The 21,663-nt window shown below is 70.5% G+C and carries 21 protein-coding genes and 1 pseudogene; 9 read left to right on the forward strand and 13 right to left on the reverse strand.

Annotated features, from left to right (window positions below; translation table 11 throughout):
• The first annotated feature begins 56 nt into the window (after positions 1-56).
• Both ABCQ75_RS08705 and ABCQ75_RS08710 read left to right on the forward strand, forming a co-directional pair.
• A complete protein-coding gene (locus ABCQ75_RS08705) occupies positions 57-2,138 on the forward strand; it encodes a M3 family metallopeptidase (protein WP_345884777.1) in 2,082 nt (693 codons plus the stop codon).
• A gap of 319 nt (positions 2,139-2,457) precedes the next feature.
• Complete coding sequence (locus ABCQ75_RS08710; RefSeq protein ID WP_345884778.1) at positions 2,458-3,786, forward strand: phosphoribosyltransferase family protein; 1,329 nt, start codon at positions 2,458-2,460, stop codon at positions 3,784-3,786.
• Positions 3,787-3,813: 27 nt separating this feature from the next.
• On the opposite strand, the gene ABCQ75_RS08715 is transcribed toward ABCQ75_RS08710, so the two are convergent.
• The 9 genes from ABCQ75_RS08715 to thrS form a co-directional block, all read right to left on the reverse strand.
• A complete protein-coding gene (locus tag ABCQ75_RS08715) occupies positions 3,814-4,071 on the reverse strand; it encodes a phosphopantetheine-binding protein (RefSeq protein ID WP_345884780.1) in 258 nt (85 codons plus the stop codon).
• A 13-nt stretch (positions 4,072-4,084) separates the two neighbouring features.
• A complete protein-coding gene (locus ABCQ75_RS08720) occupies positions 4,085-5,428 on the reverse strand; it encodes a dihydrolipoamide acetyltransferase family protein (protein WP_345884782.1) in 1,344 nt (447 codons plus the stop codon).
• The gene (locus tag ABCQ75_RS08725) at positions 5,421-6,401 is read right to left on the reverse strand and encodes an alpha-ketoacid dehydrogenase subunit beta (protein WP_345884784.1); all 981 of its coding nucleotides are present in this window, start codon (positions 6,399-6,401) and stop codon (positions 5,421-5,423) included. Before ABCQ75_RS08725 ends, ABCQ75_RS08720 begins: the two co-directional genes overlap by 8 nt.
• Complete coding sequence (gene pdhA / locus ABCQ75_RS08730; protein WP_345884786.1) at positions 6,382-7,398, reverse strand: pyruvate dehydrogenase (acetyl-transferring) E1 component subunit alpha; 1,017 nt, start codon at positions 7,396-7,398, stop codon at positions 6,382-6,384. The genes ABCQ75_RS08725 and pdhA overlap by 20 nt, the downstream gene beginning before the upstream one ends.
• Positions 7,395-9,134, reverse strand: coding sequence for an acetate--CoA ligase (gene acsA, locus ABCQ75_RS08735; RefSeq protein ID WP_427916081.1), 1,740 nt, complete (start codon positions 9,132-9,134; stop codon positions 7,395-7,397). Before acsA ends, pdhA begins: the two co-directional genes overlap by 4 nt.
• 191 nt (positions 9,135-9,325) lie before the next feature.
• Entirely contained in the window at positions 9,326-10,234 is a 909-nt protein-coding gene (gene pdxS, locus ABCQ75_RS08740; RefSeq protein ID WP_345884790.1) for a pyridoxal 5'-phosphate synthase lyase subunit PdxS, read from the reverse strand.
• Between the two features lie 64 nt (positions 10,235-10,298).
• Positions 10,299-10,928 (reverse strand): phosphatidylinositol phosphate synthase, encoded by a 630-nt coding sequence (gene pgsA / locus ABCQ75_RS08745; protein ID WP_345884792.1) that lies wholly within the window; start codon positions 10,926-10,928, stop codon positions 10,299-10,301.
• The gene (locus ABCQ75_RS08750) at positions 10,918-11,550 is read right to left on the reverse strand and encodes an HIT family protein (protein WP_345884794.1); all 633 of its coding nucleotides are present in this window, start codon (positions 11,548-11,550) and stop codon (positions 10,918-10,920) included. Before ABCQ75_RS08750 ends, pgsA begins: the two co-directional genes overlap by 11 nt.
• 1 nt (position 11,551) lies before the next feature.
• A complete protein-coding gene (thrS, locus tag ABCQ75_RS08755) occupies positions 11,552-13,567 on the reverse strand; it encodes a threonine--tRNA ligase (RefSeq protein WP_345884796.1) in 2,016 nt (671 codons plus the stop codon).
• 114 nt (positions 13,568-13,681) lie between these two features.
• Here thrS and ABCQ75_RS08760 point away from each other — a divergent pair, with 114 nt between their 5' ends.
• Positions 13,682-14,029 carry an SOS response-associated peptidase gene (locus tag ABCQ75_RS08760; RefSeq protein ID WP_345884797.1) on the forward strand — a complete coding sequence of 116 codons (348 nt, stop codon included), beginning with the start codon at positions 13,682-13,684 and terminating at the stop codon, positions 14,027-14,029.
• A gap of 95 nt (positions 14,030-14,124) precedes the next feature.
• Here ABCQ75_RS08760 and ABCQ75_RS08765 read toward each other — a convergent pair.
• A pseudogene (locus ABCQ75_RS08765) lies at positions 14,125-14,622 on the reverse strand (transposase); the annotation flags it as partial.
• Positions 14,623-14,636: 14 nt separating this feature from the next.
• Between ABCQ75_RS08765 and ABCQ75_RS08770 the strand changes: the two are divergent.
• Positions 14,637-15,332, forward strand: coding sequence for an SOS response-associated peptidase (locus ABCQ75_RS08770; protein WP_345884799.1), 696 nt, complete (start codon positions 14,637-14,639; stop codon positions 15,330-15,332).
• Positions 15,333-15,575: 243 nt separating this feature from the next.
• On the forward strand, positions 15,576-15,803 hold the full coding sequence (locus tag ABCQ75_RS08775) for a hypothetical protein (protein ID WP_345884801.1): 228 nt from the start codon (positions 15,576-15,578) through the stop codon (positions 15,801-15,803).
• Between the two features lie 163 nt (positions 15,804-15,966).
• Here the strand turns inward: ABCQ75_RS08775 and ABCQ75_RS08780 are convergent, their stop codons facing one another.
• Positions 15,967-16,734 carry a hypothetical protein gene (locus tag ABCQ75_RS08780; protein WP_345884803.1) on the reverse strand — a complete coding sequence of 256 codons (768 nt, stop codon included), beginning with the start codon at positions 16,732-16,734 and terminating at the stop codon, positions 15,967-15,969.
• A gap of 408 nt (positions 16,735-17,142) precedes the next feature.
• Here ABCQ75_RS08780 and ABCQ75_RS08785 point away from each other — a divergent pair, with 408 nt between their 5' ends.
• The 4 genes from ABCQ75_RS08785 to ABCQ75_RS08800 all read left to right on the forward strand — a co-directional run bounded on the left by ABCQ75_RS08785 (position 17,143) and on the right by ABCQ75_RS08800 (position 19,819).
• Positions 17,143-17,640: an SOS response-associated peptidase gene (locus tag ABCQ75_RS08785; RefSeq protein ID WP_345884804.1), complete on the forward strand. Its 498-nt coding sequence runs from the start codon at positions 17,143-17,145 to the stop codon at positions 17,638-17,640.
• An 84-nt stretch (positions 17,641-17,724) separates the two neighbouring features.
• Positions 17,725-17,985, forward strand: a complete 261-nt coding sequence (locus ABCQ75_RS08790) for a mycoredoxin (protein ID WP_345884805.1) — start codon at positions 17,725-17,727, stop codon at positions 17,983-17,985.
• A gap of 77 nt (positions 17,986-18,062) precedes the next feature.
• Positions 18,063-19,172, forward strand: a complete 1,110-nt coding sequence (locus ABCQ75_RS08795) for an S-(hydroxymethyl)mycothiol dehydrogenase (protein ID WP_345884806.1) — start codon at positions 18,063-18,065, stop codon at positions 19,170-19,172.
• Positions 19,169-19,819 (forward strand): MBL fold metallo-hydrolase, encoded by a 651-nt coding sequence (locus tag ABCQ75_RS08800; protein WP_345884807.1) that lies wholly within the window; start codon positions 19,169-19,171, stop codon positions 19,817-19,819. The genes ABCQ75_RS08795 and ABCQ75_RS08800 overlap by 4 nt, the downstream gene beginning before the upstream one ends.
• Positions 19,820-19,857: 38 nt before the next feature.
• Here the strand turns inward: ABCQ75_RS08800 and ABCQ75_RS08805 are convergent, their stop codons facing one another.
• Positions 19,858-20,691, reverse strand: coding sequence for a lipoate--protein ligase family protein (locus ABCQ75_RS08805; RefSeq protein WP_345884808.1), 834 nt, complete (start codon positions 20,689-20,691; stop codon positions 19,858-19,860).
• Positions 20,692-20,694: 3 nt separating this feature from the next.
• Positions 20,695-21,540 (reverse strand): thioesterase family protein, encoded by an 846-nt coding sequence (locus ABCQ75_RS08810; protein WP_345885021.1) that lies wholly within the window; start codon positions 21,538-21,540, stop codon positions 20,695-20,697.
• Positions 21,541-21,663 lie beyond the last annotated feature (123 nt).

Consider the following 21,663-nt stretch of genomic DNA (forward strand, 5'->3'; position numbering starts at 1 on the left):
CCCCGTCGGGGGCCGCGGCGCTTGCCGCGGCCCCCGAGCCGTGAAAGGCTCCTTTCATGGTGAATCCGCTCCGGTCCCCCAGCACGCTGCCCTACGGGCTCCCGCCATTCGGCGAACTCGCCGATGAGCACTACGCCGAGGCCGTGCGCGAAGGGCTCGCGCAGCACCTCGCCGAGATCGAGGCGATCGCCGCAGACCCGGCTCCGGCCGACTTCGAGAACACGGCCGCGGCCGTGGAACGTTCCGGCCAGCTCCTGGCCAGGGCAGTCCCGGCGTTCATGACGCTCGTCTCCTCCCACGCCACCGAGGGCATCAGGGCGCTCGAGACCGAGCTCATGCCCGAGCTCTCCGCCCACGAGGACGCGATCCACCTCCACCGCGGGCTCTACGAGCGGTTCGCAGCGATCGGGACGACTGGCCTGGACGCCGAGTCCGCGCGCCTCGTCGACGAGTGGCTCGCCGCGTTCCGCCGCAGCGGGATCGATCTCGACGACGCGGGCCAGACGCGCCTGCGGGAGATCAACGGCGAGCTCGCCCGGCTCGGGACCGAGTACGGGCAGCGCGTGGCGCGCGCGGTCAACGACGCCGCCGTGCTCGTCACCGATGAGGCGCAGCTTGCGGGGATGCCCGACGACGACAGGGCGGCTGCCGCCGAGGCCGCACGGGCCGCGGGGCACGCCTCGGGCTGGCTCCTGACCTTCATCCAGCCGACCGGCCAGCCGCTCCTGTCCGTCCTCGAGGACCGCAGGCTGCGCCGGCGCATCTTCGAGGCCTCCATCGCCCGCGGGAGCGAGCCCGGCGAGACCGACGTGCGGGAGCTCGTCGTCGCCATGGCCGCGCTCCGCGCCGAGAAGGCGGCGCTCCTGGGGTTCGCGGACTTCGCCGAGCTCGCGGTCGAGGACCAGACGGCGCCGTCGATCGCCGCCGTGCGGGACATGCTCGCGCGGCTCGTGCCCGCGGCCGTCCGCAACGCCCGCGCCGAGGCCGAGAGGCTCGCCGCGGAGGCGGGGCACGCCCTCGAGCCGTGGGACTGGGCGTTCTTCTCCGCCCGCGTGCGGCGCGCCGACTACGCCGTGGACGAATCCGCGTTGCGCCCGTACTTCGAGCTGGACCGCGTGCTGCGGGACGGGGTCTTCTTCGCGGCCGGCCGGCTCTACGGGCTCCGGTTCGAGGAGCGCACGGACCTGGCCGGCTACCACCCGGACGTGCGGGTCTGGGAGGTCTTCGACGCCGACGGCTCGGGCCTGGGGCTCTTCCTCGGGGACTACTTCGCACGGCCCACCAAGCGCGGCGGGGCGTGGATGAACTCCCTGCTCGAGCAGTCCCGCCTGCTGGGCCACCGGCCCGTGGTGGTGAACAACCTCAACGTCCCGAAGCCCCCGGCCGGCGAACCGGCCCTCCTGACCCTGGACGAGCTGCGCACCGTCTTCCACGAGTTCGGCCACGCAATGCACGGGCTCCTCTCCGACGTGCAGTACCCGCGGTTCTCCGGGACCAATGTGCCCAGGGACTTCGTCGAGTACCCCTCGCAGGTCAACGAGATGTGGATGCTGTGGCCCGAAGTCGTGGCGAACTACGCGCGCCACCACGCGACCGGGGAGCCTCTGCCGGCCGAGGAGCTCGAGCGGCTCGAGGCCGCCCGGCTGTGGGGCGAGGGCTTCGCGACCACCGAGTACCTCGGGGCGGCGCTCCTCGACCTCGCCTGGCACAGCCTCCGCGCGGACGGCGGTTCCGGCCGGCCGGAGAGTCCGGAGGACGCGGAGGGCACGGAGGGCACGGAGGGTCCGGCGGGTGCAGCCGTGGCAGACCCGATCGCGTTCGAGGCCGCCGCGCTCGGGGAGGCGGGCATCGCGGTGGACCTGATCCCCCCGCGCTACCGCACGGGCTACTTCCAGCACATCTTCGCCGGCGGCTGGTATGCGGCCGGGTACTGGTCCTACATCTGGAGCGAGGTCCTGGACGCGGACACGGTCGAATGGTTCCGCGAGAGCGGCGGCCTCACCCGCGCGAACGGGGACACGTTCCGCGCCGAGCTCCTCTCCCGCGGGTACTCGCGGGACCCGCTCGAGTCCTTCCGCGCCTTCCGCGGCCGCGACGCCGAGGTGGACCACCTCATCGCGCGCCGCGGCCTCGCGTGACCGCCTCCTCCGTCAGGGCGGCGCACCTCGCTGCGTGACGGACGACGGCGGTGACTCCCCCTGCGCGGGTGCGTCGCCGCCGTCGTGCGCCCCGACCCGGACGCCGACGTCGTGCTCCCCCGCAAAAGCCACCGCCGCCACGCCCCTCAGCGCGGCGCGGCGCCCCGCCTGCCCGTCCGGCGAACACGGCCATTCGCCCCTGCCGCCCGCGCAGCCGATGCGGGACAGTGGAATCGATGCGGAACCGATGCAGGCTGGCGGAGTCCAGGCAGCCGGCGGAGTCGAAGCGGGACAGCGGGCCTCGCGCAAGGAGGATCTCATGCACGTGTTCAAGGACAGGTCTGAGGCCGGCCGCGAGCTCGCCCGCGCGCTCATGCGCTTCCGCGGCCCGGGAACCGTGGTGCTGGGGCTTCCCCGCGGCGGCGTGCCCGTGGCGTTCGAGGTGGCAGTGGCCCTCAACGCCCCCCTGGACGTGATCGTGGTGCGCAAGCTCGGGCTCCCGTTCCAGCCGGAGCTCGCAATGGGGGCCATCGGCGAGCACGGCGTGCGGATCGTGGACGAGAGGGTGCGCAGGCTGTCCGGCGTGACGGACCGGGAGCTTGCCCTCGTCGAGCAGCACGAGCGGGAGGTGCTCGAGTCCAGGGCGGCCCGGATCCGCGCGGTCCGGGCTCCCGAGGACCTGCGGGAGCGGACAGCGATCATCGTGGACGACGGGATCGCCACCGGATCCACTGCGCGCGTCGCGTGCCGCGTGGCCCGCGAGCTCGGCGCAGCGCGGGTGGTCCTGGCCGTCCCCGTGGGACCGCGGGACACGGTGGAGGACCTCCCCGAGGCGGACGAGGTGGTGTGCCTGAGCACTCCGTCGCCGTTCCGCGCCGTCGGGCGGTTCTACAGCGACTTCTCGGCGACGGGCGACGACGAGGTCCTGCAGCTCCTGGAGGCCGCGGCGCAGCGTCCGGCCGCGACATCCCCGGCCGCGCCCTCCCCGCCCGTGCACCAGGACGTCGCGATCCCGGTGGACGGGCTGGCAGTGCAGGGCAGCCTCTTCCTGCCTGCGGACGGCGGAATCGTCGTGTTCGCGCACGGGAGCGGCAGCAGCAGGCACAGTCCCCGCAACCGTGCCGTGGCCCGCGGACTCGAGCGCGTGGGACTCGGGACGCTCCTGCTGGACCTGCTCACGCCGGAAGAGGAGCTCGAACGGCGGGCCGTCTTCGACGTGGGACTCCTCGCCTCGCGGCTCAGGGCCGCGACCGAATGGCTCGTGGCAGAGCGTGCCGGCGCGGGGCGGCCGATCGGGTACTTCGGCGCGAGCACGGGCGCCGGAGCCGCGCTGTGGGCGGCGGCGGAGCCGGGGACGCCCGTCCGCGCAGTGGTCTCACGCGGGGGCCGCCCAGACCTTGCCCTCGCGCGGCTCGCGGGCGTCACGGCGCCGACGCTGCTGATCGTGGGCGGCGCGGACCGCCAGGTCCTCGAGCTCAACCGGGAGGCCGCGCGCCACCTGCGCTGCCCGCACAGGATCGAGGTGGTGCCCGGAGCGACGCACCTCTTCGAGGAGCCGGGGGCGCTCGACGCCGTCACCCACCTCGCGCGCGACTGGTTCACCGAGCACCTGCGCACCGAACGCCTCGGTGCTGCCAGCACCGCCTAGTCTCGGCGGGGCCTGGCCTCGGCTGGTCTAGCGCTGGCGGGCCGCGATGTAGGCGACCAGCCCGCCGTACGTCGCGGCCTGCGGGTAGTCCCTCTCCGGGACGTCCACACCCGTGGTCTCGGCGATGCGCTCGATGAGGCGCAGGAAGTCGAGCGAGTCGAGGTCCAGGTCCTGGCGGAGCCGGTCGGCGTCGTCCAGCGCGTCCGCCTCGACGTCCGGGGCGATCTCGCGCAGGGCCGCGGTGACCGCGGCGCGTACCTCCATGGGGGTCAGGCCCGGTGCCATCATCCCTCCCGTGTCACAGTCGATCCGGCGCGAGCAGGAGCTCTTGGATGCGGGCCAGGCACCGGCCCCCGCCGAGGCCGTCGCTCACCCGGTGGTCCGCCGAGAGCGTGGCCGTCACGGTGGGCCGCACGCCGAGCATGCCGTTCTCGGCCCAGGGGCGCTCGACGACGCGGCCGAATCCCAGCATGGCCACCTGCGGCGGGACGATCACGCCGAAGACGGCCTCGACGCCGAGGTCCCCGAGGCTCGTGACAGTGACGGTGGCGTCCGCCATCTCGGTCCGGAGCAGGCGGCCCGCCCTCGCCCTCGCGACGAGGTCGCGCAGCTTCGCCATGAGCTCGTCGAGGGCGAGCGTGTCTGCGTCGTGCAGCGCAGGTGCCACGAGCCCGCCGCCGCGCAGCGCCACGGCGACGCCGAGGTGGACCCGGTCGGAAGGCTCGTACCCCGCGTCCTTCCAGAAGCCGTTCATGCCGGGCACGTCCCGCGCGGCCAGGGCAGCTGCCTTGAACAGGAAGGCCGCGGGCACGAGCCGCTCCGAGACCGGCCGCCCGAGGTTGCGCTCCTGCATGAGGGCGAGCGCCGGTGCCAGATCGAGGGTCGTGCTGAGGTAGTAGTGCGGGACGGTGGCCTTCGACTTGGCCATGAGGCTCCCGAGCGCCGCCCGCAGTGTCGCGGCCCTGCCGGGGGCCTCAGCCGTTCCGGGCGTCTCGGCCCTTCCTGCCCGAGGCGCTTCCGCGGGCGGGAGCCCCGCACCGGCAGCGGCAGCACCGGCAGTGCCGTGCGCAGCTTCGCCAGCGGCCCGGCGGACGTCGGACTCGGAGATGCTGCCCTGCTGGCCTGTGCCCCTCACGGCTGCGAGATCGATGCCGAGCCCTGCGGCGAGGCGGCGCGCGAGAGGCGACGAGCGGACCCGTTGCGCCGCGCTCCCCGCGGCCCGCTCCGCCGGGGCGTGCCGGCCTGGCTCCCCCCTGCCCGGCTCCTGCAGGCTTGGCGCGCCAGGCTCCCGCGCAGCTGACTCGCCAGGCGCCTGCACGGCGGGCTGCGCACCCGCAGCCGGTGCTCCCGGTGCAGGCACTTCCGGCTCGTGCGCCTCCGGCTCCGGCCCGGCGGGCGCGGACTCCCCGCCGCCGTCGAGCCGCAGGATGGGAGTCCCGACGTCGACCGTCTCCCCCACGCCGACGAGGTACTCGGCCACCACCCCGTCCTCGAAGGACTCGACGTCCATGACGGTCTTGTCGGTGTCGACGCTCGCGATGAGGTCGCCGCGGCGGACGGCGTCGCCGGGCTTGACGAGCCATTCGACGACCTTCGCATGGTCCATGTCCGCCCCGAGCGAGGGCATCCGCAGCTCATGCATGGACGGACACCGCCTCGAGCGCGGCTGCTGCGACACGCGCCGCAGAGGGCAGCGCGGCCTCCTCGAGGTGCTTCGCATAGGGCATCGGGACCTCCGCCCCGCAGACCCGCGCGATCGGCGCATCGAGCTCGTAGAAGGCCTTCTCGGCGATGCGTGCCGCGATCTCCCCTGAGATGCTGCCGCTGCGCCAGGCCTCGTCCACGATGACGGCGCGGTGCGTGCGCGCGACGGTCGCGAGGATGGCCTCCTCGTCGAGCGGCCGCAGCGTGCGGAGGTCCAGGACCTCCGCACTGACGCCCTGCCCGGCAAGCCCGTCCGCGGCCTCGAGCGTGAGCGGGAGGGTTCCGCCGTAGGTGATGAGGCTGACGTCCGCGCCCTCCCGGCGCACGGCGGCGCGGTCGATCCCGACAGGCCCCGCCGCGTCGTCGAGCTCGCCTTCGGCGGCGTAGAGCGAGCCGTGCTCGAAGATGAGCACCGGGTCGGGGTCCTCGAGCGCGGTCCAGAGCATCCCGCGCGCGTCCTCGAGGGTCGCCGGCGCGAGGATCCGCAGCCCCGGGATGTGGGCGTACCACCCTTCGAGGCTGTGCGAGTGCTGCGCGCCGAGCTGCCGACCGGCCCCGGTGGTCATGCGGACCACGAGGGGGACGTTGAACTGGCCGCCGGACATGTGCAGGAGGCTCGCGGCGCTGTTCACCAGCTGGTCGAGCGCGAGGAGGCTGAAGTTGACCGTCATGACCTCGACCACGGGCCGCATCCCGCCGAGGGCCGCGCCGATCCCGGCGCCCACGAACCCCGACTCGGACAAGGGCGCGTCCCGCACCCGCTCGGGTCCGAACTCCTCGAGCAGCCCGAGGCTGACCGCGTAGCAGCCGCCGTAGGCGCCGACGTCCTCGCCCATGAGGAAGACCCGCTCGTCGCGCTGGAGCGCGTCCCGGAGGGCCGCGCGCATGGCTTCACGGTAGGTGGTCTTCATCCCCTCCCCCTTCGCTGTACACGAAGCGCGTGAGGTCCTCCACGGGCTCGAGCGAACCGCCCTCGGCGAAGGCGATGGCGTCCTCCACCTCGTCGTCGACCTCGCGGCCGAGCCCCTCCCACGCCTCGTCCGTGAGGAGTCCCGCGTCCCCGAGCTCGCCGTGCAGCCTGGGGATGGGGTCGCGCTGGATCCACGCGGCCACTTCGGACCTCTCGCGGTACCGCTCTGGATCGAACATGGAGTGGGCCCGGAACCGGTAGGTGCGCAGCTCGAGGAAGTACGGCCCTCCCCCGGCGCGGACCGATTCGGCCGCCCTGTGCGCGGCGTCGGCGACGGCGAGGGCGTCCATGCCGTCCACCTCCCAGGCCGGCACCCCGTAGGCGGCGGCCTTGAGGGCGAGGTCCGTCTGGGACTCGGAGCGTGCCAGCGCCGTGCCCATTGCGTAGAGGTTGTTCTCGCAGCAGAACAGGACAGGGAGGCGCCACAGGGCCGCGAGGTTCATGCTCTCGTGGAACTCGCCCTCGGCCATCGCGCCCTCGCCGAAGAAGCAGGCCGTGACCCGGTCCCGGCGCTGCAGCGCGTCGGAGAGGGCCAGCCCGACCGCGAGAGGCAGCCCGCCTGCGACGATCGCATTGCCGCCATAGAAGCGGGTCGCGGCGTCGAACAGGTGCATGGACCCGCCGCGGCCCCGGCTGCAGCCCTCGGCGCGGCCGTACATCTCGGCCATGAGGCGGCGGGGGGAGACGCCCCGCAGGAGGGCATGGCCGTGCTCGCGGTAGGTGGCCACGACGGCGTCGTCGGGGCCAAGAGCGCTCATCGCGCCGGCGATCACGGCCTCCTCCCCGATGGAGACGTGGAGGAAGCCGCGGATCTTCTGCTCGGTGTAGAGCCGGATGCAGGCCTCCTCGAACCGCCGCACGCGGAGCATGGCGCGCAGCAGCGACTGGGCCGCCCCGGGGCCGGCGGCGAGGCGTGCATCGGGGCGTGGACTGGTCATGGCCGGGCCTCGAGTGTCGAGAGGTCGCCCTCAGGCAGGCCGAGCTCGCGGGCCTTGAGGAGGCGTCGGAGCACCTTGCCGCTGCGGGTGTGCGGAAGTGCGTCGACGAACTCGACCGCGCGCGGCGCGACCGCGGCGCCGAGCCGCTTCCTCGCGAAGCCGATGATCTCGAGCCTGAGGTCTTCCCCAGCCTGCGCGCCGGCGCGCAGCTCCACGAAGGCCTTCACCGTCTCCCCCGCCACAGGGTCGGGCACGCCGATGACGCCGGCCTCCGCCACAGCGGGGTGCTCCATGAGCGCGCTCTCCACCTCGAAGGGGCCGATGAGATGGCCCGAGGACTTGATGACGTCGTTGCCACGGCCCACGAACCAGAAGTAGCCGTCCTCGTCCCGGCTCGCGAGGTCCCCCGTGAGGTACCAGCCGCCGGCGAAGCACCTGCGGTACCGCTCGTCCTCACCAAGGTAGCCGCGGAACATGGACGGCCAGCCCGGGCGCAGCGCGAGCTCGCCGACCTCCCCCGCGCCCACGGGGACGGCCTCGCCGTCGCGCAGCACGGGCGCGTCGTCAGCGCCCCGCAGGAGGACGGCGGCCTCCACCCCCGGGAGGGGCCTGCCCATGGAACCGGGCCGGATGTCCATGGCGGCGTAGTTCGCGATCATGATGCCGCCCGTCTCCGTCTGCCACCAGTTGTCGTGGACCGGCAGGCCCAGGACGTCCCGCCCCCACACCACGGCCTCCGGGTTGAGGGGCTCGCCGACGCTCGCGATGAACCGCAGCGCGGACAGGTCGTGCGCGGCGGCGCGCTCGGCACCGGCCTTCATGAGCATGCGCAGCGCGGTCGGCGCCGTGTACCAGACCGTCACGTGCTGGCCGGCGAGGATCCGGTACCAGCGGTCCACGTCGAGCTCCTCCTCGTCCACCACGGCCGTCACGCCGTGCACGAGCGGGGCGATGATCCCGTACGAGGTCCCCGTGACCCACCCGGGGTCCGCGGTGCACCAGTAGACGTCCTCGGGATGGAGGTCCAGGGCGTAGCGGCCGGTGGCCCAGTGCGCCACCACGGCCTCGTGGACGTGCTGCGCGCCCTTGGGGGTGCCGGTCGTGCCGCTCGTGAAGTGAAGGAGGGCGTCCTCGTCGGGGCGGGTGTGCACGGCCTCGGGCACAGGCCGCGCGGCATCGAGGAGCACCGTGAGGTCGAGCGTGTCCGGCTCGGGCGAGCCGTCGGCGTCGACCAAGAGCACGTGGCGGAGCTCGGGGAGGTCGTGCCGGATGGAGGCGACCCTCTTGCGGTACAGCGTCCGCGTCGTGACCAGGACACGCCCGCCGCCGATGAGGAGGCGCTGGCGGATGGGATCCGGCCCGAACGCCGAGAACAGGGGGCAGAAGACGCTCCCGGCCTTGAGCGTGCCGAGCGCCGCCGCGTACAGCTCGGGACGGCGCCCGAGGAGGGAGAAGACGCGCTCTCCCCGGGCGACCCCGAGCTCGCGCAGGACGCTCGCGAAGAGGCCCACGCGCCGGGCCAGCTCCGAGTACGTCAGGGCCTCCACCTCGCCGTCGGCCCTCACGAACCGCAGGGCGTCCCGGTCCGCGAGCGGGCCGGAGGCGTGGCGGTCCACGGCCTCGTGGGCGATGTTGAGCCCGCCGTCCGGCAGTCCGTCGAGCTCGGCCCGGGCGGCCTCCCACGTGAAGGCGGCCCGTTCGGCGTCGTAGTCCCGGAGGAACGGCGGCGGCACCAGGGAAGCGGCATCCTTGCGGATAGCCTCCCATCCGGCTGCCTTGCGGCTCGGTGCGGTCACATGACCATGACACGCCCCGCCGCCGCGCCGGGCCCAGTGCCTAAAGTCCCCGCCGCGCCCCGCACCCGCCGTCGTTGCCTGCTGGGCGCGTGCTGCTACCAAGCCGCGCGCTGCTACCAAGCCGCGCGCTGTTACCAGCCGCGTTCGGCAAGCCGGTGCGGCTGCGGGATCTCGTCGACATTGATGCCGACCATGGCCTCGCCGAGGCCGCGGGAGACCTTGGCGACCATGTCGGGGTCGTCGAAGAAGGTCGTCGCCTTGACCACGGCCGCAGCCCGCTGGGCCGGGTTGCCCGACTTGAAGATGCCGGAGCCGACGAACACGCCGTCCGCGCCGAGCTGCATCATCATCGCGGCGTCCGCCGGGGTCGCGATGCCGCCTGCCGTGAACAGCACCACGGGGAGCTTGCCGGTCTCGGCGATCTCCTTGACGAGCTCGTAGGGCGCCTGCAGCTCCTTCGCTGCGACGTAGAGCTCGTCCTCGGGCATCGAGGTGAGGCGCTTGATCTCGGCGCGGATCCTGCGCATGTGGGTCGTCGCGTTCGAGACATCGCCCGTGCCGGCCTCGCCCTTGGACCGGATCATCGCCGCACCCTCGTTGATGCGGCGCAGCGCCTCGCCGAGGTTGGTCGCACCGCACACGAACGGGACAGTGAACTGCCACTTGTCGATGTGGTTCTCGAAGTCGGCCGGGGTCAGGACCTCGGACTCGTCGATGTAGTCCACGCCGAGGGACTGGAGGACCTGGGCCTCGACGAAGTGGCCGATGCGGGCCTTCGCCATGACCGGGATCGACACGGCGCTGATGATCGAGTCGATCATGTCCGGGTCGGACATGCGCGACACGCCGCCCTGGGCGCGGATGTCAGCAGGGACGCGCTCGAGGGCCATGACGGCAACGGCGCCGGCATCCTCGGCGATCTTCGCCTGCTCGACGTTGACGACGTCCATGATGACGCCGCCCTTGAGCATCTCGGCCATGCCGCGCTTGACGCGGTTGCTTCCGGTCGTGGGCGCCGAGGCGTTTGCTTCAGTAGACACGTACTCGTCTTTCTTGTTGCGCGAAAAAGCTGGATACGTCTGAGGGACACCCCAGTCTATCCCCTCACGCGCCGGCGCGGTCCTCGCGTGTCTGTGCGCGAACCGCAGCGATCCGCTGGCCCACGGTCACGGCGCTCGCGACGGCGAGGATCCCGAGCGTCCAGGTCAGGAACGGCACCGGGAGCCCGAGGCCCGTCAGCCCGGTCACCAGCAGCACCGCGACGAGCCGCTCGGCCCTCTCGGCGATGCCGGTGTTGGCGCTGTAGCCGAGGGACTCGGCCTTGGCCCGCGCGTACGAGACGAGGTTGCCGGCCGCGAGGCACGCGACCGCGAGGGCACCGGTGGTGAAGTCGTCCCCGGCCCCGAAGAACCACAGCGCGATCCCGCCGAACACCGCCGCGTCCTGGACGCGGTCGAGTGTCGAGTCGAGGAAGCTGCCCCACTGGGCGCCGCGGCCGGTGCGGCCGGCCATCCGGGCCATGATGCCGTCCACGACATCGGAGAACACAAAGGCGGTGACCGCCACGGTGCCCCAGAACAGCTCGCCCAGCGGGTACAGCACGAGGGCGCCCGCGCACACGCCGGCCGTCCCGACGACGGTCACCGCGTCCGGCGAGACGCGAAGGCGCAGCAGCAGTGCCGCGAGCGGCGTGAAGAGGCGCGTGAAGAGCTCCCGCGCGTGCCTATTGAGCACCCGCGTCCTTCCCGCCCTCCGGCCACGCCTCGGCGAGGAGGGTCCTCGTCTCGTCGAGGGTCTGGGTGATCTGCTTGGTCTGCGCGATGATCGGCAGGAAGTTCGCGTCGCCGCCCCAACGGGGCACCACGTGCTGGTGCAGGTGGGCGGCGATGCCCGCCCCTCCCGCGTCCCCCTGGTTGATGCCCAGATTGAACCCGTGCGGGTTGGCCACCTTGCGGATCACCCGCATCGCCGTCTGGGTGATCTCGGCCATCTCGGCGGTCTCCTCGGCCGTGATGTCCGTGTAGTCGGCGACATGCCGGTAGGGGCACACGAGCAGGTGGCCGGGGTTGTACGGGAAGAGGTTGAGCACTGCGTAGGAGGTCCGGCCCCGGTAGACGATGAGCCCGTCCTCGTCGGTGCGCTCGGGAGCAGCGCAGAAGGGGCATCCGGACTCGTCGCGGACCCGGCCCTGACCGCCCGTCACGTAGGCCATGCGGTGCGGAGTCCACAGCCGCCCGAACGCGTCCGGGGTGCCCGCGAGCTCGAAGCCGTCCGTGACGTCGCCGTCTTTCGGCGCCGCGTCCCCGTCCGGCCTGGCCGCATTCCCGTCCGCGCGGCCTTCCGTGGGCTCCGCCATGCTAGCGCGCCCTCGTGCGGACGGCGTCGACGATGCGCTTGACCGCCTCGTCGACCGGCACGCCGTTGTCCTGGCTCCCGTCACGGAAGCGGAAGGACACGGCGCCGGCCTCGGCGTCCTCGCCGCCGGCGATGAGGACGAAGGGCACCTTCTCCTTGCTCGCCGTGCGGATCTTCTTCGGGAAGCGGTCGGTGCCCGCGTCCACCTCGGCCCGGATGCCTTCCTTCTTCAGCCGCTCGACGACGTCGTACAGGTAGTCGTTGAATGCCTCGGCGACCGGGATCGCCACGACCTGGACGGGCGCGAGCCACGCGGGGAAGGCCCCGGCGTAGTGCTCGGTGAGCACGCCGAGGAAGCGCTCCACCGAGCCGAAGAGCGCACGGTGGATCATGACCGGGCGCTGGCGCGTGCCGTCGGCCGCCTGGTACTCGAGGTCAAAGCGCTCGGGCAGGTTGAAGTCGAGCTGGATCGTGGACATCTGCCACGTCCGGCCGATCGCGTCCCGCGCCTGGACGGAGATCTTCGGGCCGTAGAACGCCGCGCCGCCCGGGTCCGGGACGAGCTCGAGGCCCGAGGCCTCGGCGACCTCGGCGAGGGTGCGGGTGGCCTCCTCCCACGCGTCGTCGCTGCCGACGTACTTCTCCGGGTCCTTCGTGGACAGCTCGAGGTAGAAGTCGTCGAGGCCGTAGTCCTTGAGGAGGTCGAGGACGAAGTTCAGGGTGCCCGTGAGCTCGTCCTTCATCTGCTCGCGCGTGCAGTAGATGTGCGCGTCGTCCTGCGTCATGCCCCGGACGCGCGTGAGGCCGTGCACCACGCCCGACTTCTCGTAGCGGTACACCGAGCCGAACTCGAACAGGCGCAGCGGCAGCTCCCGGTACGAGCGCCCGCGCGAGCGGAAGATGAGGTTGTGCATGGGGCAGTTCATGGGCTTGAGGTAGTAGTCCTGCCCGGGCTTGCGCACCGTGCCGTCCTCGTTCAGCTCCGCGTCGATGTGCATCGCCGGGAACATGCCCTCCCGGTACCAGTCCAGGTGCCCAGAGACCTCGTACAGGTGGCCCTTGGTGATGTGCGGGGTGTAGACGAACTCGTACCCGCCCTCGGTGTGGCGCTGGCGCGAGTAGTCCTCCATGGCCTTGCGGATGATCCCGCCCTTGGGGTGGAAGACCGGGAGGCCCGAGCCGAGCTCGTCCGGGAAGGAGAACAGGTCCAGCTCGGCGCCGAGCTTGCGGTGGTCCCGGCGCTCGGCCTCGGCAATGCGCTCCTGGTACTCCTTGAGCGCCTCCTTGGTGGGCCAGGCCGTGCCGTAGATGCGCTGGAGCTGGACGTTCTTCTCGCTGCCGAGCCAGTAGGCCGCGGCCGAGCGGGTCAGGGCGAACGCGTTCGAAATGAGCTTCGTGTTGGGCAGGTGGGGCCCGCGGCAGAGGTCGCACCAGATGACGTCGCCGGACTTCCGGTCGACGTTGTCGTAGACCGTGATCTCGCCCGCGCCGACCTCGACGTTGGCGCCCTCCTTGACGGCCCCTTCGGACTGGTTGTCCTTCGCGCCGAGGAGCAGGAGCTTGTAGGGCTCGTCCGCCATGGCCTCGCGGGCCTCGTCCTCGGTGACCGCGCGACGGCGGAACACCTGGTTCTGGTTGACGATCTTGAGCATCATCTTCTCGAGGGTGCGCAGGTCCTCGGGCGTGAACGGCTCGGCGACGTCGAAGTCGAAGTAGAACCCGTCCTTGATGTACGGGCCGATCCCGAGCTTGGCGTCGGGACGGAGCTGCTGCACGGCCTGGGCCATGACGTGGGCCGTCGAGTGGCGCAGCACGTTGAGGCCGTCCTCGCTCGCGATGTCGACGCCCTCCACCGCGGCGCCTGACGGAACGGGCTGGTCGAGGTCCTTCAGGACCCCGTCCACACGCATGACGACGATCTCGCGCCGGCCGTCGAACAGCTCGGCTCCCGTGGTGCCCTCCGCGACGGTGCGTTCCTCGCCGTCGACGGTGATGATGGTCTGCTGGGCGTCTGTCACGGGGGCGTCTCCTCTTCATCTGTGGGCTTCATAGCTTGTGGCGTACGGGGACCACAGCCAGCCACCGACAAGCGTATCGGACAACCCGCCGCGGCCCGGCGCATAATGGGGCCCATGTGCGGCAGATACGTCATGGCCCAGACGGTGGGCGACCTCGTCGCCGAGTTCGAGGTCGACGAGACCTACATCGAGGACCTGGCCCCGAGCTACAACGTGGCGCCCACCGACCCCGTGCCCATCGTCCTGGACCGCAGGGACAAGGAGACTGGGGAGCTCTCCCGCAAGCTCGTGGGCGCCCGCTGGGGGCTTGTGCCGCCATGGGCCAAGGACAGCAAGGGCGGCGCCCGCCTCATCAACGCGCGGCGGGAGACCGTGACGGAGAAGCCCTCGTTCCGGAAGGCAGCGGCGTCCAAGCGCGCGCTCGTCCCGGCTTATCCGGTAGTGAAAATGGGCTGTCTTTAACGTCTTTGGCGGCAGGATAGCTTTGGCTGTTTGCGTTGACGACAGGATTATCCGGTAGTTGTCGTCAACGGACGGTAAGAACGTTTAGCGGCTCTTCACAATGCGGGGTGTAGTTGGGCCCTGAATCCGCCTGCTTCGAGCAGGGATCTGGCGATGTAGTTGGTGATGTTCCGGAAGCCCAGGGCGGAACCGCGGAGGTGTTCGAGACGTCCGTTGATCGCCTCGGTGGGCCCGTTCGAGGTTCCGGGGCGGTCGAAGTAGGCCAGGATGTCGGCGGCCCTGCGCTTGAGGGTGCGCCCGAGGGTGATGAGCTCGGTCAGCGCGGCGGGGACGCCGGTGCTGAGGGAGGCGATGACGGCTTCCATGAGCTCACGGCCCCGGGAGCGGTCGGGGTGCCGGTAGGCGGCGACCATGCGCTGGTAGATGCCCCAGGTCGCCTCGACCTGCACGTGCTCGTCGGCGGCGAAGAGCTTGGCCAGGCGCTCCTGCTGCGTCTCGGTGAGGAGGTCGGCCCAACGGGCCCAAGCCCGGACTCCCGGCCAGAACGCCGGGCTATCGGACAGAACACCGTCCCGGCCATAATGACCACATGTGCGGACGATTCGTAATGAGCTACTCAGCGGCGGACATTCAAGACTTCTTCCTCATCAGCGAAGTCGTCGACCCTGAAGTGGCCGCCAGCTGGAACATCGCCCCCACCGATCTCATCCCGCTGATCATCGACCGACGCAACAACGAAGAATCCGAAATCTCACGAAAACTCGTCACCGCCCGCTGGGGGCTGGTCCCCTCTTGGGCCAAGGACACCAAAGGCGCCGCCCGGCTGATCAACGCCAGAATGGAAACGGTCACCGAGAAGCCCTCGTTCCGCAAAGCGGCGTCCATCCGGCGCGGGTTGGTTGCAGGTGACGGATATTTTGAATGGGAGAAGACTCCCGACGGGAAGAAGATCCCCACCTACCTGCATCCAGCAGACAGCAACCCCCTGGCCTTCGCGGCCCTGTTTGAAAACTGGCCGAACCCGGCTCTGCCGACGGACGACCCGCAACGCTGGTTGCGCACAGCCACGATCATCACCACCGCAGCCTCCGATGCCCTCGGGCACATCCACGACCGCACGCCGGTCATCGTGCCGCCTGAGATGTGGGACGACTGGCTCGACCCGGAAACCACCAAGGAAAACGACGTCCGTGTATTACTGGATTCCATGCCCGAACCGCACCTGGTCCCGCGTGTGGTCAGCGACCGCGTCAACAGCGTCCGGAACAACGGGCCGGACCTCATCGAAGCCCTCGCCTCATAGCCGCCGAACGCACAAGGTCTACACAGGGAGTAACCGGCCAAACGGGGTGTACTCAAACTTCGAACGAGGCAAACGCCTCAATGTTCACGTCCGGCATCGGAGGTACATTCCATGGTGAGGCCGGATGTACCGTATGGGCTCAGCGGCCACCGTGTATCGATTGGACAATGTAAAGCCGGCCCACAATCAGGGATGTATGTCGCGTGCTTTACGTATGTCACGCCAAATGTTCCAGATTGGTTCATGCTCGAATTCAGCGACGGTGGAAGAGGCACTGACCCCGAAGCCGAACTAACATTCGATGATCCTGCTGAGCTCAATGACTATCTCGACAGTCTCGATGTTGATTGGTTCGAAGGTCAGGAAGTGGTCGCCGCACTGAAAAACATGTTCGGAAAGAAGATTCATTCACCCTTCGTAGAACAGATCGTTGCTTGGGTCGAGGCTTGGCGGTGGAAACACTACCGATGATCAAAGTGCCCATTTATGGGGCGAGGGGCGGCAGGGAAATTTTCCCTGCCGCCCCTCGAAGCTTGAAAGGGGCGTCATACACATAGCTTCATACGGCTCATTCAACGGCGAGTGCCGGTGTCGTTTCGTAGCTTTCGTCTGTCGCTGGGCATTGACCTGGGCGTCAGACTTCTCGCCATGGTGTGGTGTCGAGTGTTTCGAGGGCGGCCGCCATTACCAGGCGTGCCGCGGCCGCATTCGCCCAAGGATCTTCTGGATTGGTGGTCAATGGGATGGGAAGCATTTGGACGGCCAGGATGGAGTCGAGTGTGACTGCGAGGGAGATGCTGGATGGGTCTTCGAAGGTGTTCACGTATCGGAGGACGCCTACGCCGGGTTCGCCGAGTTCGGCCAGTTGAACGTCGCCTGCTATGTTGGCGCGTTCCTTGTGTACGCCTGGTTCGATTGTGGTGTTGGGGCGTAGCCGAACCCTGTATAGGTAGAACTGCTTGTCGGCGTCGTTCTGGTCGGTCATTCGTCTGAGCATGTTCTCGATGGCTGCTTCGTATGTGCCCAGATGTAGAGCTTTGGATTTTTGCTGGGCAGCCCAGCGCTCTAGGCCCGTCCCATCCGGCCTGATTTGTTGAAGTCTTCTTTTGGTGATGTCCGTGATGGACGCGGTAGGGTCGAACTCTCGATCGGGCCAGTTGGCGTGTGTCGAGGTGTGGTACCAGAAGGTGTCACGCACCACGGAGTCACCATGAGCTGGGTCGTCTTGTGCGGTCCAGAAGTCTGGGCGCTCCTCGGACTCACAGTTGGTGCCACATTTCAGACAAGGTTCGTCGCCTTCGTGGAAGCGTTCCAGCCATTCATCGTTTGCCTGCCACTCGTTACTGCAGGTCCCACAGCGCATCCAACGTAAGCGGCTGAAATTTACCGTTCGTTCAATCACAGCATGAAGTCTCACATATGGGTACGACACCGCCGGCTTCCTCAGGCGGGAGAGGCTGCAGCCGCCCTGTTATGAGGGCGCGCACCGAACGTTGGGGTGGTGCCATAAAGACGTCGGAGCGGTGGAATGGGTTAGGCACCGAAAGGCTTCCAGGCATCCAAGGTGAAGGTCGCATTGATGGTGGTGTCGAGGTCGTCGATGGTTCGCCGTGCGAGTTCGTTGAGCTCCGTGGACCAGGCTTGGACGCTTCAAGGACGAACAAGGCGCCGGTGCTGATCTGCCGGACGTCGTGGAGGGTGTACCGATCAGTGGGCGGGTCGCCCTAATGGATGTCCGTCGTCGTGATTTGCTGGTTCCCACTGGGGCTGATCTTGGAATGGCTGTGGTGCGCGGGCGCCTTTACAGTGCTTGACTGCCATCGCTAAAGACGCGTCTTCAGGGCTTGGACCAGCACATCCGTATAATGCCGGCCTGGGAACTACAGATAACCTGGCCAACGGCTACTACGAGTGGGAGAAGCGCGAGAGCGCGGCCACGCCCGGCACCGTCGAGAAGGTGCCCACCTACCTCCATGCATCGGACGGTGGGCTGCTGGCCTTCGCGGCGCTCTTCGAGAACTGGCCGGACCCGAGCCTTCCGCCCGACCATCCCGAGCGGTGGGTGCGCACGTGCACGATCCTCACCGGCCCGGCGTCGGACGCCCTGGGGCACATCCACGACCGCACGCCCGTCATCGTCCCGCGCGCGATGTGGTCGGACTGGCTCGACCCGGAGACCACGAAGGAGGCGGACGTCCGGGCGCTCATCGACTCGATGCCGGAGCCGCATCTGGTCCCGCGGGTCGTGGCCCCGCTGGTCAACAGCGTCCGCAACAACGGGCCCGAGCTCATCGAGCCCGCCGGCTGACGCCGCAGCCCCTGCCCGGAATACGCGGCTGCCGCGTACCGTTGACAGTTGCAGTCCCCCGATTCCGACCCCAGGAGCACACCTATGGATTCCTTCACCCCCGCCGCCGGCACGATCACGATGTTCTCCACCACGTGGTGCGGCTACTGCAACCGGCTCAAGAAGCAGCTGGACGCGCAGGGCATCGGCTACACCGAGGTCAACATCGAGGAGGTCGCCGGCACGGCCGAGATCGTCGAGAGCATCAACGGCGGCAACCGCACCGTCCCGACCGTGCTCTTCCCCGACGGCACGGCGGCGACGAACCCCTCGGCGGCCCAGGTGAAGGCCAAGCTCGGCGTCTGACGCCCCGACTTGCCCAGCCTCCCCCGGTTCTCCCTACGATGAAGCTCCATCGAAGGCAGAACCAGGGGAGGTTTCCTATGTCCAGCGCAGCCCAGGAGCAGCGGATGCACGAGGTGCGCGCCGTCGTCGTGCGCGCGAAGGACGCACCGGCGACGGTCGAGACGATCCTCGTCCCGGACCCCGGCCCGGGCGAGGCGCTCGTCGACGTCCTCACGTGCGGGGTCTGCCACACGGACCTGCACTACAAGCTCGGCGGGATCGGGGACGACTACCCGTACCTGCTCGGGCACGAGTCCACCGCCGTGGTCAGCGCGGTCGGCCCGGACGTGACCGACCTCAAGCCCGGGGACCGGGTGATCCTGAACTGGCGCGCCGTCTGCGGCCAGTGCCGGGCCTGCGCGAAGGGCCAGCAGCAGTACTGCTTCGCGACGCACAACGCGACCCAGAAGATGACCCTGAATGACGGCACGCCGCTCTCGCCGGCCCTGGGCATCGGCTCGTTCGCGGAGAAGACCCTCGTCGCGGCCGGTCAGTGCACCAAGATCGACGACGACGTCGACCCCGCCGCCGTGGGCCTGCTCGGCTGCGGCATCATGGCCGGCATCGGCGCCGCGATCAACACGGGCGAGGTAAAGCGCGGCGAGTCCGTCGCCGTCATCGGCTGCGGCGGCGTCGGCATCGCCGCGATCGCCGGGGCGAAGCTCGCCGGGGCGACGACGATCATCGCCGTCGACCTCGACCCCGCGAAGGTCGAGCTCGCCAAGGGCCTCGGCGCGACGCACGGGATCGTCTCCAGGGACACTGACCCCGTCGAGGCCATCCGTGAGCTCACCGGGGGCTTCGGCGCGGACGTGGTGATCGACGCCGTCGGCCGCCCGGAGACCTACAAGCAGGCCTTCTACGCGCGCGACCTCGCGGGCCGCGTCGTCCTGGTCGGCGTGCCGACGCCCGAGATGACCCTCGAGCTGCCCCTGCTGGACGTCTTCGGCCGCGGCGGCTCGCTCAAGTCCTCGTGGTACGGCGACTGCCTGCCCAGCCGGGACTTCCCGATGCTCGTCGAGCAGTTCAAGCTCGGCCGGCTGCCGCTGGATGCGTTCGTGACCGAGCGGATCGGCCTCGGCGACGTCGAGGCCGCGTTCGAGAAGATGCACCGCGGCGAGGTCCTGCGCTCGGTGGTGGAGCTGTGACCGCCGAGGGCAGCGCGGGGGCAGCGCGCATCGACCGCCTGGTCACGTCCGGGACGTTCTCCCTCGACGGGGGCACGTGGGACGTGGACAACAACGTGTGGATCGTCGGTGACGACGCGGAGGCCATCGTCATCGACCCCGCGCACGACGCCGGCGCCGTCGCCGACGCGCTCGCGGGCCGCACCGTGACCGCCGTCCTTCTCACGCATGGGCACGACGACCACATCCGCCACGCGCGCGAGTTCGCCGACCGGGTAGGGGCGCCCATCCACCTGCACCCGGCCGACGCCATGCTCTGGGAGGCCGTGTACCCGGGGACCAGCCCGGACGCGGAGATCAAGGACGGCCAGGTGTTCTCCGTGGCTGGCACCGAGCTCGTCGCGCTGCACACCCCCGGGCACTCCCCCGGGTCGGTGAGCTTCCACGCAGCGGCGCTCGGCACGGTGTTCACGGGCGACACGCTCTTCGCCGGCGGCCCGGGCGCGACCGGGCGGTCCTACTCGGACTTCCCCACGATCATCGAGTCCATCCGGACCCGACTGCTCACCCTCCCGGCCGAGACCACGGTGAATACGGGCCACGGCGACTCGACGACGGTCGGCGCCGAGGGCCCGCACCTGCAGGAGTGGATCGACCGGGGCCACTGACCCCGGCTGGCGGGTCCAAGGCTGCCGGGCCCAGGGTCCTACCCCTGCTCGAGGGCGCCTTCCGCGCGGTACATCGCGAGGAGGGCGCCCTCGACGTCGTCCACGGTCAGGTTCGGGACGAGGTCGTCTGCCGCGCCGGCCGTCGCCGGGTCGAACGGCAGCTCCAGGGCCCTGTAGACCTGGGTGAGCACGGCGCGCACGGGCGCGGCGTCCGCCACGACGAACACGGAGGAGAAAAGCCACGCGCCGGCAACCACGCGCTGCGCCGTGCCGACGAGCTTGACCCGGCCTCCCGCCGTCGCGCCCTCCGGGGAGCCGGGGGCGGCCAGCGCAGCCTCTGAAGCCGCCAGCGGCCGGGCGCCCGCCGGGACTCCGTGGACGCTGAACTCGCCCGGGCAGTACTCGCCGGGGATCTCGCCCACGCGGGCGTCGATGCCGAGGGAGCGCAGCACCTGGGCGTACAGCCCGCCGAACACCTCGAAGCGGCGCCGGTGCCCCACCATCGCCTCGGCCGCGGGCTCGATGTGGTCCACGATGAGCGTGCCGGCGTGGTAGGCCGCAGCGCGGCCGCCGGCCTTGCGCACCACCGGCTCGAAGCCGAGGGCGGCGGAGGCGGCGCGGGCTGCCTCGAACCCGGGAAGGCGCGTGTCGCGCTGCCCGAACGCCATGGTGGGCCGGGGCCGGTAGAGCCTCAGGGTGGGCCCCCGCACGCCACGCTTCACCTCGTCGAGGAGCTCGGCGGCGCGGGCCAGCTCGTCGGCGGCGGGAGCGCCCGCGGGCAGCCCGCTCCCGGTGACCACCTCGAGGTTTCCTGCGCCCCCGGGCACAGCGGTGCCCCCGCGTGGCGTGGCACCCTCGTTCCATCGCGCCATGCGTCAGCTCTTGCGGAGGGTGAGGATCTGCTCGGCGCGGCCGAAGGGGCCCTGCTCGTCGTGGAGCACCGAGGAGGTCAGGCCTATCCCATCGGTTCCGAAGGACACCGAGTTGTCGATCCCGAGCCACTCTCCGCGGGGCTCGCGGTACATGTGCACCTGGAGGTCCACGTTCGGGAAGGCCCAGCTGCCGCGGCCCGGCGGGACGCGGGTCGCGATGCCGTTGGCCGTGTCGACGAGGCCGATGAGGCGGACCCAGTCCGGGCTCTCGGCGCCGCCGACGAGCGGGTGGGCGGTGCGGATCCAGACGGTTCCGCTGCCCGGGCGGTGCCCTGCGGCGCGGTGCATCTCGAGCGAGCGGATGTACCCGCCGGGCCACTCGGTGGATCCGTCCCACCGCTCGCACTCGGCGATGGGCGGGATGGGGCGGTCCTCGACCGCGGCCACTGCCGAGCTGTCCGATGTGACGAGGCGCCAGGCATTGGCGCGGATCGCGACGCGCCCCTGCGCGGCCAGCTCCGCCTCGAGCAGCTCGATCGTCCGGCCCGGGCGGAGGGTGCGGACGGTGACCTCGAATTCGCCGGCGTGGATGAGGCCCAGGATTTCGTAGCTGATCCGTGCGATCCGCAGCCCGGGGCGTGGATCGTGCAGGGCGAGGCAGTGCGCGATGATGCCCGAGGCGGGCGCCATGTGCTGCTCGTGCGCGTTCCACGCACCCTGGGCGTGGATCGTGGAGCGGAACCGGCCACCGCCGAGGCTCACGTAGTAGGAGTCCCCGTCCGCGAGCTCGGGCAGCGCCGCCCCTTCGGCGACAGTCTGGTCCGAGGCCGTTCTCTCCGCGTGCCGCATCTGGGCGCCCTGGGTCACGTCCTGCTCCTCTCCTTTTCCGTCCCCCGTCGGACGGCAGGGTCCACAGTACCGGCCCCCGCGGGGGTCCCAGTGCCAGCCTCGGCCCGTGCCGCAGGGTCAGTC

Origin of the sequence: Sinomonas halotolerans, from assembly GCF_039615075.1 — a bacterium.
Classification (GTDB): domain Bacteria; phylum Actinomycetota; class Actinomycetes; order Actinomycetales; family Micrococcaceae; genus Sinomonas; species Sinomonas halotolerans.